The organism is Dietzia sp. CQ4, from assembly GCF_014145125.1.
Taxonomy (GTDB): Bacteria; Actinomycetota; Actinomycetes; order Mycobacteriales; family Mycobacteriaceae; genus Dietzia; species Dietzia natronolimnaea.
Map to the genome: position 1 here is coordinate 1 of NZ_JAALDZ010000128.1, position 13,909 is coordinate 13,909.

Below are 13,909 nucleotides of genomic sequence, written 5' to 3' on the forward strand. Positions count from 1 at the left end.
TGCTCAAGTACTTCATCACCCCGGCGCTGGCCGAGAGGATCCGGCTACGCGACGGCACCTGCCGCCACCCCGGCTGCACCGTCGACGCCCACGACTGCGAGATCGACCACGTCATCGCCTTCGATCACCTGCGCCCGGAACTGGGCGGACCCACCGCCGAGTGGAACCTGATCTGCCTGTGCCGCAAGCACCACCGCGAGAAGACCTTCGGCCACTGCGCCTACCGGCCCGGACCCCTCGGCGAACTGACCATCATCACCGAAACCGGACACGAACACCGCACCACCCCACACGGCCCACTGGCCCAAGCGCGCGACCGGATCCTCGACCACCGATGGCGCCAACACCTCGAGCGCCTCATCACCGACGACGGCCACCTCACCAACCCACCAGGCGCCCACCGCACCCACCCCGCCTGACGGGCGACTCCGGGTTCCGTCACGCAAGCTGTTCCGCTGAGCGGCACGCCTGATTGTGGCGGAGAAGACAGGTGGAGAGACTGTCGGTATGACAGAGAAGACCATGCTCACCGCCGCGATAGTCGGGTCGGGAAACATCGGCACCGACCTCATGTACAAGCTCGAGCGCAGCGAGTTCATCGAGCCCAAGTGGATGATCGGTATCGATGCGGAGTCCGAGGGGATGAAGCGCGCTGCGGACCACGGACTGACCTGCATGTCCGGCGGGGCCGATGAACTGCTGGCCGCGATCGAGGCGGGAGGCGAGAAGCCCGACCTGCTGTTCGAGGCCACCAGCGCCTACGTCCACAAGGCCTACGCGCCCCGCTACGAAGCCGCGGGCATCACCGCCATCGACCTCACCCCCGCCGCGGTGGGTCCGATGGTCATCCCGCCCGCCAACCTGCACGACCACGTCGACGCGCCGAACCACAACATGGTCACCTGCGGCGGCCAGGCCACCATCCCGATGGTCCACGCGGTCTCCTCGGTCGTCCCGGTGGAGTACGCGGAGATCGTCGCCTCGGTCTCCTCCGAGTCGGCGGGGCCGGGCACCCGCGCGAACATCGACGAGTTCACCGAGACCACCAAGCTGGCCATCGAGAAGGTCGGCGGCGCCAAGCGGGGCAAGGCGATCATCATCCTCAACCCCGCCGAGCCCCCGATGATCATGCGCGACACCATCTTCTGCGCGATCCCCTCCGGCGCCGACCAGGACCTCATCACCACCGCCATCCGCAAGCGCGAGAAGGAGATCCAGGAGTACGTGCCGGGGTACCGGCTGCTCCAGGAACCACAGTTCGATCCGCCCACCGAGATCACCGGGGGGATGGCGCGTGTCGCCATCTTCGTCGAGGTCGAGGGAGCCGGGGACTTCCTGCCGCCGTATGCCGGGAACCTCGACATCATGACCGCCGCCGCCACCAAGGTCGGCGAGGACATCGCCCGGACCAGGCTCGGCAGGACCGAGCTCACCACCACCACGCTGGGAGTGTGAGGACCATGGACAGGACCAACCCGTACAACGCAGACGCTCGCGCGTACAGCCCTGAACTCGACATCCGCATCACCGACTCATCGCTGCGTGACGGCTCGCACCACAAGCGGCACCAGTTCTCCGTCGACGACGTCCGTGAGATCGTCGCCGCGCTCGACGGGGCCGGGGTCCCCGTCATCGAGGTCACCCACGGCGACGGCCTCGGTGGTGCGTCCTTCAACTACGGCTTCGCCAAGTCCTACGACCAGGACCTCATCAAGGTGGCGGCCGAGACCGCCACGCAGGCCAAGATCGCGTTCCTCACCCTGCCGGGACTGGGGATCAAGGACGATATCCTGGCCGCGCGGGACAACGGCGGGTCGATCTGCCGGGTCGCCACCCACTGCACCGAGGCCGACGTCTCGATCCAGCATTTCGGATACGCCCGTGAGCTCGGGTTGGAGACCGTCGGGTTCCTCATGATGAGCCACACCCAACCCCCGGAGGTGCTCGCGAAGCAGGCCCGCATCATGGCCGACGCGGGGTGTCAGTGCGTGTACATCGTCGACTCGGCGGGCGCGCTCGTCATGGACCAGGTGTCAGACCGGGTCGCCGCGCTGGTCGCGGAGCTCGGCGACGACGCGCAGGTCGGCTTCCACGGGCACGAGAACTTCGACGTGGGCGTCGGGAACTCGATCATGGCCATCCGCGCCGGCGCGCAACAGATCGACGGTTCGACCCGCCGCTTCGGCGCCGGCGCCGGCAACACACCCGTCGAGGCGCTGGTGGGCGTGTGCGACAAGCTCGGCATCACCACCGGCGTGGACTTCTTCAAGATCGCCGACGCGGCCGAGGACGTGGTGCGGCCGCTCATGCCGACCGAGTGCGTGGTCGACCGGTCGGCGTTGATGCTCGGATACGCGGGCTGCTACTCGTCCTTCCTCAAGCACGCCGAGGGCCACGCGAACCGGTACGGCGTGCCGTCATCGGAGATCCTCATCCGCGCGGGCGAGCGCCGCCTGGTGGGCGGACAGGAGGACCAGCTGATCGACATCGCGCTGGAGATCCAGAAGGAGCAGGCGGGCGTCTAGGCCGCATCAGTACAGAACGCGGCAGTTCGTCGACGGTCCCGTCAGGTGCCGTTCGTGGTGTGCCCCTGCGCCCAGTCCACGATCGGTCCGAGGGTGGACTCGTCGACGAACTCCACCCGCTCGCGATTGAGCAGGAGGCGGGCCATCGGTTCGTCCGGGGTCTTGCGCAGTTCCCTGCGCAGCGCGGCCACGAGCACGCGGTCCACCCACCGCAGCCGGTCCGGGTCCAGGTCGCCGCGCAACTGGAAGACGGTGACCTCGCGACCGGAGGCCGCCACGAGTTTCTGTGCGAGGGTGCCGCGACCGGGGTCGTCGGCGGGGGACAGGGCGACGACGACGAGGGCCGCGGGGCCCGGAGCCGAGCGGATCGCCCGGATGATGCGTCGCCGACCGAGGATCGTCGTGACGTATTGAGGTGCGAGGACTATCAACGGGTCGGCGGCGTCCGCGTCCCCGATCGAGGCGAGATCCACGGCGCGCGTCCCGATCTTCTGGGCGAGAGCGTCCGCGTACCTCTGAGTGGAGCCGTATCGGGAGGTGAAGGCGACGACAGGGTGGTTCACACCCTGGAGTCTGTCACTCGGAGTACGAGACCTCGACGCGATCGGTCTTGGGCAGGAGCTGGCAGCTCAGGACGTACCCCTCCTCGACCTCCTCCGGGTCGAGGATCCCGTTGTGGATCATCTCGACCTCGCCGGACTTGAGGATGCAGGCGCAGGCCGAGCACTCGCCCTTGCGGCAGGAGAACGGCGCCTTGATCCCCTTCGACAGCAGGATGTCGAGCAGCGGGGTGTTGCGGGGCCATGAGATCTCGTGGGTCTCGTCGTCGAGCTCCACTATCGCCGTGGCCGGCCCGGCGCCGTCGTCGCCAGGAGAGTCGTCGATCACGATCTCGGCGAACGGATCGCCCTCGATCGAGGAGAACGCCTCGGTGTGGATGAGGTGCATGTCGGCACCCGAGCGGCGGAGCCCGTCCTTGACGGTCTCCATGAACGGCGCCGGGCCGCAGATGTACGACTGGCGCTTGGCCGCCACCGGGTGCAGGAGATTGCCGATCATCTCGGGGGAGGGGATGCCCGACACCGACTCGAGCCAGTGGAGCACGGTGAGCCGATCGGGGTTCTCCCGCTGCAGGGCCTGCAGTTCGTCCTTGAAGATCACCGACTTCTCGTCACGGTTGGCGTACACCATGACGATGTGACCGGTGCCCTGGGCGAGCGCCGACTTGAGGATCGACATGACCGGGGTGACCCCGGAGCCGGCGGCCAGGAGGATGAAGTCCTGGTCGAGGTTCTTGGGCGTGAAGATGCCCGACGGGGCCAGCACGTGCATGGTCATGCCGACCTCGGCGTTGTCACACAGCCAGTTGGATCCGTACCCGTCGACCGTTCGCTTGACGGTCACCTTGAGTCGGGAGTCCTCGGTGGGGGAGCTCGAGAGCGAGTAACAGCGCGCCACGGACCCGGTCTTGTCGCTGGGGATCCGTAGGGTGAGGAACTGTCCGGGGGTGTACCGGAAGTCCTCCTCGGCACCGGCGGGGATCTCGAAGACGATCGACTTGGCGTCGGCGGTCTCCTCGATCACCTCGGCGATCGAGAGTTCGCGCACGAAGGAGCCGAGTTGTGGGGTGGCGGTCATGGATTGGGAGCCTATCGCTTGAATGCGGCGGGGCGGGAGATCACTCCCGGACGTCTTACTCCGGGACGTACAGCGGGTTGACCATGTGATCGGCGTCAGCAGGATCCACGCCGTCGGCGAGGGTGATCAGACCCTCCGCGTAGGCGTACCGGATGCTCGCGAGCATCCGGGGGCAGGTGTCCTCGCCCTGCGGCCGCTCGCCGCCGTCCCGCCATTCGGCGAGGACGGGGCACGCGCGGTCACTGCTCGCGGTCCACTGGATGGAGGTGTGCTTCTCGCTGTTCTTCCGGACGGACACACAGGTGCCGCACGCACGGCACTCCACGGGTTGGAAACCCGCCCGGGTGTAGGTCTCGCGGTCCAGATCGGTGTCACCGTGCAGTCGCGCGGCGCGCGCCGGGTCGGTCTCGTCCCAGGTGGGCGCGCGCCGCGAGTCGTGTTGCCTGAACATCACTTCTCCGCGCGGGACGCGCTCGCTTCCCCGGCGACCTCGGCCATGCCGGTGTACTGGGTCTGCTCGTCCGAGATCTCGGCCTCTCCGGCCTGCTGCTTACGCATGTTCTCGGCGACCTCGCCCTCCCAGTACTGGTTGGCGGCGGTGGTGTCGACCTCGAACTCGAACCGCTCCTGCATCTCGGGCTCGACCTTGTCGCGGTCCACGTAGAACTGCTCGTACCAGCGGCGGAGCTGGTAGACAGGGCCGTCCTCCTCGCACAGGAGGGGGTTGGCGATCTGGGACTTGCGCTGCCAGATGCGGACGTCCTGGAGGAAGCCCTCGCCGAAGAACGTCGCGATCTTCGCGGCCATCTTGGCCGAGGTCTCGTCGTCGAAACCCTTGGGCTTCTTGACCGACAGTCCGTACATCAGGACGAACGAGTTCTGATCGATCGGGTAATGGCAGTTGATGAGGATCGCTTCGGTCTCGAAGTCCCCGTACATCTGCTTGAGGGGGTTGATCATGTACGCCGGGCCGAAGTACGACGCCTCGGACTCGAGCAGGGTGTCACCGTACTTGCCGCCCGTGGGGTCGTGGTCCGGCCGACCCTTGGTGTTGAGGTACTGGGTGGCCTTCTGGCCCTCGAAGACGTTCTTGAAGTACGTCGGGAACGCGAAGTGGATGTAGTAGAAGTGCGCCATGTCGACCACGTTGTCGACGATCTCCATGCAGTTGGAGCCCTCGATCACGAGGCGGTTCCACTCCCAGTCGGTCCACTCCCCGGTCTCGTACTCCGCGATGGCCGGGATCGCGTCCTCGTCGAGGGGCGGGTTGCCCTCATGGTCGTGCCAGACGAAGACCTGGCCGGACTGGATGTTGGTGATCCAGGCGCGGGTCCTGGCGCGCAGCGGGACGCGCTTGGCGTAGGGGATGCCCTTGCACTTGCCGTCGCCGCCCCAGCGCCAGTCGTGGAACGGGCACGCGATGTTGCCGTCCTTGACCTCACCGTCGGAGAGGTCGCCGCCGAGGTGGCGACAGTAGGCGTCGAGGACGTTGATCCCGCCCTCCTCACCCGCCCACACGACGAGCTTGGTGCCGAAGGCCTGGATGGAATGGGGTTTTCCGTCGCTGAACTCCTTGACGGTGCCGATGCAGTGCCAGCCGCGCGCGTAACGATCCCGGGTCTCGCCCGTGTCGATCTCGCGGACAGCTCCGGGGGCCGAGCCGAGTGCGGTCATGATGATCCTCCTGAGGGCATGAGCCGGATGAGAACAGGTTATAGAATCGGGATGCCGGTCACAACCAATCCCTGTAGGCGCTGGCACGGGGTGCCATAGCCTGAGTTCCGGGCGGTTCAGTCTGGTGCAAAACTGTAACGTGTTCTAGTCTAAGGCCAAGCGGCCCACAAAAGCCAGAGAGGGATCACATGAGCGAGCACGCCAACCACGAGGTCATCGACCGGATCAAAGCACTGCTGCCCGGGTTCGCCGAGCGTGCGCAGGAGACCGAGGACCTGCGCAGGGTCCATCCGCAGAACATCGCGGAACTCGACGAGGCCGGCTTCTTCAAGCTCTGTCAGCCCGCCCAGTGGGGCGGGTACGAGGCGGACATGGAGGCGTTCTACACCGCTGCCATGACCATCGCGTCGGCCTGCCCGTCCACCGGGTGGTGCGCGAGCATCCTGGGGATCCACAACTGGCACCTGGCCCTGTTCCCGCAGCAGGCGCAGGAGGACGTGTGGGGCTCGGACACCACCGTCCGCATCTCCTCCTCCTATGCCCCGATGGGCGCGGCCACCAAGACCGACGACGGGTTTCTCCTCAACGGCAAGTGGTCCTGGTCCTCGGGCTGCGACCACGCCGACTGGGTGTTCGTCGGCGGTCCCGTGCTCGACGACAGCGGCAGGATGATCGACTTCTGCACCTTCCTGGTGGAGAAGTCGCAGTACGAGATCCTCGACGTCTGGCACGTCGCCGGACTCAAGGGCACGGGGTCCAACGACATCCTGATCAAGGACGCCCTCATCCCCGCGCACCGCGTGCTGTCCTTCGGTGACATGGCCAACACGACCAGCCCGGGGCTGGAGATCAACACCAATCCGATCTACCGCATGCCGTGGGGCACCATCCACCCCACCACCATCTCCACGCCGATCGTCGGCATGGCGTTCGGGTGCTACGAGGTGCACCGTGAGCACCAGCGCGCGCGGGTCCGTGCCGCGTTCGGCACCAAGGTCAAGGACGACCCGTTCGCCAAGGTCCGGCTCGCCGAGGCCGCGGGGGACATCGACGCCGCGTGGCTGCAGCTCATGCGGAACGTCCGCGAGGAGATGGATCTGATCAAGGCCGGCGACTTCCCGGGGATGGACATCCGCACCCGGGCCCGCCGGGACCAGGTCCGCGCCACGCAGCGGTCGATCGACGCGATCGGGTTGCTGTTCCAGAACTCGGGAGCCCGCGCACTCGAGGACACCTCGCCGATCCAGCGGTTCTGGCGCGACGCCAACGCCGGTCGGGTCCACGCGGCCAACGAGGCGACCAAGGCGTACATCATGTACGGACAGAACGAGTTCGGCGAAAAGGTCGCGGACTCGATGGTCTGATCCGCCCTAGCGGATCGAGAGGACTGACTTGGCATGGCAATAAGCAACTTCGGATATGTCCGGATCTACGCCACCGACATGGACGCCTGGCGCGAGTACGGCACCAAGGTGCTCGGGTTCGTCGAGGGCAAGGGCGACGACCCGGATGCGCTCTACTTCCGGATGGACGAGAACCCGCACCGGTGGATCATCGTCCCCGGGCCGGAGGACACGCTCGCCGCGGTGGGCTGGGAGTGCGCGAACGAGGCGGAACTCGACGACGTCAGGCGACGTCTCGACGAGGCCGGGGTGGCCTGGCAGGACGCCCCGGACGAGGTGAAGCGGGACCGGAAGGTGCGGGGGCTGATCACCTGTCAGGACCCGGCCGGGTTCACGCTGGAGATCTACCACACCATCGCTCTGCAGCACCGCCGCATCCCGACCCCCTACGGGCACGAGTTCGTCACCGGCGACCAGGGGGCGGGCCACATCGTGCTCTCCACCCCGGACGAGGCGGCGGCGCTGGAGTTCTACCGCGACGTCCTCGGGTTCGCCCTCCGTGACTCGATGAGCCTGCCGCCGGAGATCGTCGGTCGACCGGCCGACGGGGAGCCCGCGTGGCTGCGTTTCCTCGGCTGCAACCCCCGCCATCACTCGCTGGCGTTCACCCCGTTCCCCAACCCCACAGGGATCATCCACCTGATGGTCGAGGTCGCGTCGGCCGACGACGTGGGACTCGGGCTGGACCGGGCACTGCGCAAGAAGGTCAGGATGTCGGCCTCACTCGGCCGGCACGTCAACGACAAGATGCTGAGCTTCTACATGAAGACGCCCGGTGGATTCGACTGCGAGTACGGCTGCGAGGGCGTGCAGGTCGACGATTCGGACTGGGTGGCACGGGAGTCCACCGCCGTGAGCCTGTGGGGCCACGACTTCTCCGTCGGCTTCAAGTAGACGCCTAGGCTGGTTTCCCGGGCAGCAGGGTTGTCCACCAGCTGAGCCCGGGACGCCCGATGACGCCCGCGCACGACCGAGTCCAGGGAGGACCGACTTCAGATGAGCAGCACCGACCACCCCCCGGAGGGGCAGAGCTTCTCCAACCGGGAACTGCGCGACGCGCTCGGCCAGTTCTGTACCGGCATCACCGTCATCACGGCGGTCAGGGACGACGCGCCGGTCGGGTTCGCCTGCCAGTCCTTCTCCGCGCTCTCCCTCGAGCCGCCCCTGGTCCTGTTCTGCCCGATGAAGACGTCGGGGTCGTGGAAGGGGATCGAGGCGGCCGGCAGGTTCTGCGTCAACATCCTGTCCGAGGAGCAGGAGGACGTGTCCTCCACGTTCGGCCGTCGCGGCGACGACAAGTTCGCCTCGATCGACTGGTCGCCGAGCCCGCTCGGCTCGCCGGTCATCGACGGCGTGATGGCGTGGCTGGACTGCGAGATCGACCAGGTCCTCGACGGCGGCGATCACTGGATCGTCCTGGGGCGGGTCGCCCACCTCGGACCGACTGAGCGGGATGTCCGGCCGCTGTTGTTCTACCGCGGCGCCTATCTGAGTATTGAGGAGGACGTCGTGGATCCGACGCCCGAGCAGGAAGAGCTCGAGAACTTCATCACATCCGCCGACTCCTACACGTGGCTGTGAGCGGCACGGTGGGGGAGAGCGCTGTGGGGGAGAGCACGGTGGGGGAGAGCACGGTGGGGGAGAGCACGGTGGGGGGGACCGGGGCGACCGGCCCGCTGGCCCGCGCGCTGGCCGAGGCCGAGGAGATCATCCGGTCGGCGCCACACGTGCGGACCGAGGCGGACGTCGCGGAGGGGCTCGACTACCTGCTCGGGACCATCCGCGGCGCCATCGAGACCGGCCAACACCGCGGTCGCAGTCACCCGCAGCTGTTCCAGGCCACGGGCCCGTACACCAAGATGGGCCTGGACAACCCCGACACGCTGTACTTCTACGCCAACCTCACCGACGGCGCCGAGTACGTCATCGAGGGCCGTCGCGGCACCACGGCGGACCTGTCGTTCCAGGTCATGGCCGGGACGTATTCGGCCGATGAGCGCGCCGCGTCGCACGCGGCGTTCGACGACCGCGCGCTGGAGATCGACGCCGACGGACGGTATCGCTTCCGATTGGGTCCGGCGAGGCACGACGACGACGAGGGCGACGCCGGCTACGTGGTGCTCCACCCGGGGACCTCGATGATCGCCGTCCGCGAGGTCTACTCCGACTGGAGCCGTGAGGTGGCCGGGTCGGCGATCCTGCGCAGGGTCGACACGGTGGGCACCGCGCCGGAGCCGGTGACGCTCGCCGGTCAGGAGAAGTTCTACGCCAAGCTCGCCGAGGCGCTCATCGGGCGGTTACGGACGTGGCTGGCGTTCCCCGAGTGGTTCTTCGGGGACCAGGTCCGCAACACACTGAACGAACCGCGGCAGACCCCCGGCGGCCTCACCACGCAGTTCTCCTCCGCGGGTGTCTTCGAACTCGGCCCGGACGAGGCCATGGTGATCTCCGTGCCCGTCGCCGGCGTGCCCTACCAGGGCTTCCAGCTGGGCAGCATGTGGTACGCCTCGCTCGAGTACGTGCACCACCAGACCAGCCTCACCGCCGACCAGGCGCACGTCGGCGCGGACGGCATGATCCACCTCGTCGTGGCCGACAGCGATCCCGGTCTGGCCAACTGGATCGAGACCCTGGGCCACCGCGAGGGCATCATGCAGTTCCGCTGGCAGCGGGTGAGCGAGCCCGTCACGCCGGAGCTCGGCCCCTCGGTGAAGGTGGTGCCGTTCGACCGGCTCGCCGACGAGGTACCCGGGTACGACGACCAGCGGGTGACCGCCGAGCAGTGGCGCGAGCGGATCGCCGCGCGGCAGGACGCGTTCGCGCGGAGGGGGCTGTCATGACCGGGTCGGCCGTGAGCGACACGGAGCGGGTGCACGTCGGCACCGTCGAGGACCTGCACGCGAGCGCCTCGCGGGCGATCGGGTTGGAGGACTTCGGCGACGGCGAGGACCGCCACCGCGAGGCGCTGGGCGTGCTGCTGGACTCCCTGCACTCCGACGCGGGCCTCACCCCGGCGGGGAGCAAGTACTGGCGCTCCGTGCTCAAGGGCGCGATGGTGGCGCGGCTCGTCTCGCAGGCCGGCTTCTCCGCGGACCCGGCCCAGGCGGACGTCGAGATCGAGCGGCCCGTCGTCGTCACCGGGCTTCCCCGCACCGGCACCACGGCGCTGCACCGGCTCCTCGGCGCCGACCCCGCCAACCAGGGGCTGGAACTGTGGCTCACCGAGGTGCCCAAGCCCCGGCCGCCGAGGGAGCAGTGGGAGGACGATCCCACCTACCGCGGCCTGCGTGACCTGTACGCCGGGTTCATGTCGGAGAACCCCGACTACGGAGGGGTGCACTACATCTCCGCCGACGACCTGGAGGAGTGCTGGCAGCTGCTCCGGCAGTCGGCCACGGCCGCCTCGTACGAGTGCCTGGCCAGGCTCGACGGCTACTCGCGCTGGCTCGAGGGCGTGGACTGGGTGCCCGCGTACCGGCGGCACAAGCGCAACCTCCAACTGATCGGTGCGGACGACCCCGGGCGGCGCTGGGTCCTCAAGAACCCCAGCCACCTGTTCGCGCTCGACGCGCTGCTCGAGGTGTACCCCGACGCCGTGGTGGTGCAGACCCACCGCGATCCGCGCAAGTCCATGGCGTCCATGTTCTCGCTGGCGCACCGGACCGCAGCGGACTGGTCGACCCGGTTCACCCCGGAATACATCGGATCCTCGCAGCTCGACCTGTGGGCGCGGGGCGTGTCCGAGTTCGACGCGGTGCGCGCCCGGCACGAGGCCGACCCGGGCTCGCGGGCGACGTTCGTGGACGTCAACCACCGGGAGCTCATCGAGGACCCGGCGGGAGTGGTCGAACGGGTGTACTCCGCGGTCGGTACCGAGCTCGACGAGGGCGTGCGCGAGGCGGTCGAGGCGGAGAACGCCCGGAGTCTGTCCGGCGACCGGGCGCCCGCACACCGCTACACGCTCGCCGACTACGGGCTGAGCGAGGACCAGGTCGCCGAGCGGTTCGACGGCTACCGGGGCCTGGAGGGATAGCGGTACCGGGTCAGAGGTACGCCCGCGCCGCCTCGATGATGCGGTCCGCGACGTCCTCCTTGCACACGAGCAGGTCGGGGAACGCGTTCTCCTCGACGTTGTAGACCAGCTCGGAGCCGTCGAGTCGGCTCGCGTGCAGTCCGCGCTGGCGCACCACCCCGTACGTGGCCGCGGAGTCCCACTGGTGGTGGCCGCTGGTGTGGATGTAGGCGTCGCACTCGTCCTCCACCACGGTGGCGGTCTTGCCCCCGCCCGAGCCGAGGCGGGCGAGCGAGGCGCCGAGGGTTTCGGCGAGTTCCTCCGCGAACGCCGGGGGATCGGCCTCCGAGACGGCGATACGCAGGCGGTCGTCCTCGCGCGGGGGGACCAACGGGCCGGGGCGCGGTCCGCGGATGATGGAGATCGGCTGATAGGTGGTGGCGCCACGGCCGGTGATCACCCGCCCGTACGCGGGCATCGCGATCGCGCAGGCGGTGATCCCGCCGGTGCCCTCGGGGCCGCGTTCCCACAGGGCCACGTGCACGGCCCAGTCGGGGCGGCCCTCGGTGCAGTACGAGCTCACGCCGTCCAGCGGGTCGATCATCCACACGCGGTCCGCCTCGAGGCGGTCCCGCGAGTCCGGGTTCCATTCGCCGAAGACGAGGTCGTCGGGGCGGGCCACCGCGAGCCGGTCCAGGATCACGGCGCGGGCCTCCCCCTCGGCGAAGTCGCCGAGTTCCTCCGGAGCGACACGGGACACCCGCAGGTCGGTGAGCAACCGTCCGGCCTGTGCGGCCAGGTCCTCGGCGAGTCGTTGGTCGTTGGTCCGTCCGTGCTCGGGGAAGGGGCTCATGCAGGTGATTCTAGAGGCCCGCGGCCACCTCGAGCGCCGCCAGGATCTCGTGGGGTTGGCCGAGCAGTTGAGCTGTGCCGTGGGCCCGCTTGAAGTACAGGTGAACGTCGTACTCCCACGTGATCCCGACCCCGCCGTGGAGCTGGATGGCCTCGCCGGTGATCCACTGCAGCGCCTCGGAGCAGTACACCTTGGCCGCGGCGGCCTCGATCTCGGCGGCGTAGGCGGCGTCGTCGGAGTCGGGCCCGTCCCCGGGGGACTGCGCCGCGGCGACCATCGCCGCGGCCGAGTAGGACAGCGACGCCGCGGTCTCGGCCCTGACGTACATGTCGGCCATGCGGTGCTTGAGGGCCTGGAACGAGCCGATGGTCCGGCCGAACTGCGTGCGCTCCTGCGTGTACCGCACCGTCGCGTCGAGGGCGGCGCGCGCGGCGCCGACCTGCTCGGCCGAGATCGCCGCCCACCCGGCTGCGCGGAGTCGGGCCAGGAAGCTGGGGCGGGTGGCGATCGCGGTGGCCACGGCGCCGTCGAACTCCACTCGCGACAGGGTGCGGGTGGGGTCCATGACGGGGACCCGGGTCACGGTGACGCCGGGGGTGCCGGCGGGCACCTCGAACAGGCCCACGTCCCCGCCCGAGATCGCCACGACGAGCAGCGTGGAGGCGGTGTCGGCGCCCAGGACGTGGTGGGCCGTGCCGCTGAGGGTGGGAACGTCGTCCCCGGACGCCCTGACGCCCGGAGTCGCCCAGCCGCCCTCCGACGCCCAGCACAGCGCCGCCTGCTCGCCGGCGGCGATCCCGGGCAGGATCCGGGCGCATGCCGCGTCGTCGCCGGTGGCCAGCACCGCCTGGGCGGCGAGCACCGCCGAGCCGAGCAGGGGGGAGGGGGTGAGCCGTCGGCCCAGTTCCTCACAGACCAGATGGGTCTCGACCCAGGTGGCGCCGGCACCGTCGTACCGCTCGGGGATCGACAGCGCGGCGACGCCGATCTGCTCGACGAGGGTCGACCACAGGGCGGGGTCGTGGCCGTGTTCGGAGGCCATGGCCGCTCGCACGGCCGCCGGGTCGGAGCGCTTGTCCAGGAGCGCGGCGACCGACTGCCGGAGCGCGGCCTGCTCCTCGGTGTCGACGCCGGGGGAGGCGGTGGGGGAGGCGGTGGGTGAGGCGGTGGGCTCGGTCATCGCGCGCTCTCCAGGCAGTCCAGGACGCGCCCGCGGTGGTAACCCTGTGTGCCCCACGCCGTCTGCAGGGCACGGGTCTTGGTGAGCAGGAGTCCCAGATCGTGCTCGAGGGTGTAGCCGATCGCCCCGTGGATCTGCAGCGCCGTGCGGGCGGAGAGGTAGGCGGCGTCGGCGACGGCCACGCGGGCGGCGGAGACGTCGCGGACCGCCGCCGCCGGGTCGTCGGGGTTCTCGGAGAGGGCCAGGGCGCCGGCCCACAGCAGGGGTCGGGCCATCTCGAGCGCTATCGCGACCTCGGCGAGCTGGTGCTTGAGCGCCTGGTACTGGCCGATGAGCTTGCCGTACTGCGAGCGCTGCGTGGCGTAGGCGACGCTCATGTCGAGCATCGCCTGCCCGAGGCCCATGAGCTGGGCGGCCGTCCCGAGCGCACCGTGGTTGACCAGGTCGACGGTGCTCGCCGAGCCCACCTGCTCGCCGCGGGTCGGGGTGGTGACGGTGCGCGCGCGGTCGACCGAGCGACGGGCCTCGCCGGCCTCGCCGGTGAACACCGTGTCGTCGTCGGCGACCCACAGGTGCGCGGCGACATGGGCGTCCGGTGCGAACGGGGAGACACCCGTGACGGCG

Annotated in this window: 15 protein-coding genes; 8 read left to right on the top strand and 7 right to left on the bottom strand. The window is 69.2% G+C overall.

Going from position 1 to position 13,909, the window contains the following annotated elements; genetic code table 11:
• From G6031_RS08100 to dmpG, 3 genes are all read left to right on the top strand, one after another.
• The coding region (locus tag G6031_RS08100; protein WP_182652984.1) for an HNH endonuclease signature motif containing protein at positions 1–419 on the top strand (419 nt) is incomplete at its 5' end.
• 88 nt (positions 420–507) lie between these two features.
• Entirely contained in the window at positions 508–1,455 is a 948-nt protein-coding gene (locus G6031_RS08105) for an acetaldehyde dehydrogenase (acetylating) (RefSeq protein WP_179524536.1), read from the top strand.
• Between the two features lie 5 nt (positions 1,456–1,460).
• Positions 1,461–2,525, top strand: coding sequence for a 4-hydroxy-2-oxovalerate aldolase (gene dmpG, locus G6031_RS08110; RefSeq protein WP_182652985.1), 1,065 nt, complete (start codon positions 1,461–1,463; stop codon positions 2,523–2,525).
• A gap of 41 nt (positions 2,526–2,566) precedes the next feature.
• Here the strand turns inward: dmpG and G6031_RS08115 are convergent, their stop codons facing one another.
• The 4 genes from G6031_RS08115 to G6031_RS08130 are packed head-to-tail and all read right to left on the bottom strand — an operon-like array spanning position 2,567 to position 5,837.
• A complete protein-coding gene (locus tag G6031_RS08115; protein WP_182652986.1) occupies positions 2,567–3,088 on the bottom strand; it encodes a flavodoxin domain-containing protein in 522 nt (173 codons plus the stop codon).
• A 13-nt stretch (positions 3,089–3,101) separates the two neighbouring features.
• Positions 3,102–4,163 (bottom strand): ferredoxin--NADP reductase, encoded by a 1,062-nt coding sequence (locus G6031_RS08120; RefSeq protein WP_182652987.1) that lies wholly within the window; start codon positions 4,161–4,163, stop codon positions 3,102–3,104.
• Between the two features lie 55 nt (positions 4,164–4,218).
• On the bottom strand, positions 4,219–4,614 hold the full coding sequence (locus G6031_RS08125) for a hypothetical protein (protein ID WP_182643866.1): 396 nt from the start codon (positions 4,612–4,614) through the stop codon (positions 4,219–4,221).
• Positions 4,614–5,837 (bottom strand): Rieske 2Fe-2S domain-containing protein, encoded by a 1,224-nt coding sequence (locus G6031_RS08130; RefSeq protein ID WP_179524541.1) that lies wholly within the window; start codon positions 5,835–5,837, stop codon positions 4,614–4,616. The genes G6031_RS08125 and G6031_RS08130 overlap by 1 nt, the downstream gene beginning before the upstream one ends.
• 188 nt (positions 5,838–6,025) lie before the next feature.
• Here G6031_RS08130 and hsaA point away from each other — a divergent pair, with 188 nt between their 5' ends.
• The 5 genes from hsaA to G6031_RS08155 all read left to right on the top strand — a co-directional run bounded on the left by hsaA (position 6,026) and on the right by G6031_RS08155 (position 11,273).
• Complete coding sequence (gene hsaA, locus G6031_RS08135; RefSeq protein ID WP_182652988.1) at positions 6,026–7,201, top strand: 3-hydroxy-9,10-secoandrosta-1,3,5(10)-triene-9,17-dione monooxygenase oxygenase subunit; 1,176 nt, start codon at positions 6,026–6,028, stop codon at positions 7,199–7,201.
• Between the two features lie 33 nt (positions 7,202–7,234).
• Positions 7,235–8,134 carry an iron-dependent extradiol dioxygenase HsaC gene (gene hsaC / locus G6031_RS08140; protein WP_179524543.1) on the top strand — a complete coding sequence of 300 codons (900 nt, stop codon included), beginning with the start codon at positions 7,235–7,237 and terminating at the stop codon, positions 8,132–8,134.
• Between the two features lie 102 nt (positions 8,135–8,236).
• Positions 8,237–8,821 (top strand): 3-hydroxy-9,10-secoandrosta-1,3,5(10)-triene-9,17-dione monooxygenase reductase subunit, encoded by a 585-nt coding sequence (gene hsaB, locus G6031_RS08145; RefSeq protein WP_241730852.1) that lies wholly within the window; start codon positions 8,237–8,239, stop codon positions 8,819–8,821.
• 68 nt (positions 8,822–8,889) lie between these two features.
• Positions 8,890–10,080: a hypothetical protein gene (locus tag G6031_RS08150; protein ID WP_182652990.1), complete on the top strand. Its 1,191-nt coding sequence runs from the start codon at positions 8,890–8,892 to the stop codon at positions 10,078–10,080.
• Positions 10,077–11,273, top strand: a complete 1,197-nt coding sequence (locus tag G6031_RS08155; protein ID WP_179524544.1) for a sulfotransferase — start codon at positions 10,077–10,079, stop codon at positions 11,271–11,273. Before G6031_RS08150 ends, G6031_RS08155 begins: the two co-directional genes overlap by 4 nt.
• Before the next feature lie 10 nt (positions 11,274–11,283).
• Here the strand turns inward: G6031_RS08155 and G6031_RS08160 are convergent, their stop codons facing one another.
• The 3 genes from G6031_RS08160 to G6031_RS08170 all read right to left on the bottom strand — a co-directional run.
• Positions 11,284–12,105 carry an inositol monophosphatase family protein gene (locus G6031_RS08160; RefSeq protein ID WP_179524545.1) on the bottom strand — a complete coding sequence of 274 codons (822 nt, stop codon included), beginning with the start codon at positions 12,103–12,105 and terminating at the stop codon, positions 11,284–11,286.
• A 10-nt stretch (positions 12,106–12,115) separates the two neighbouring features.
• Positions 12,116–13,285, bottom strand: a complete 1,170-nt coding sequence (locus G6031_RS08165; protein WP_182652989.1) for an acyl-CoA dehydrogenase family protein — start codon at positions 13,283–13,285, stop codon at positions 12,116–12,118.
• Positions 13,282–13,909: acyl-CoA dehydrogenase family protein (locus G6031_RS08170; RefSeq protein ID WP_277820086.1), on the bottom strand; the 628-nt coding region annotated here is incomplete at its 5' end. The genes G6031_RS08170 and G6031_RS08165, both read right to left, overlap by 4 nt.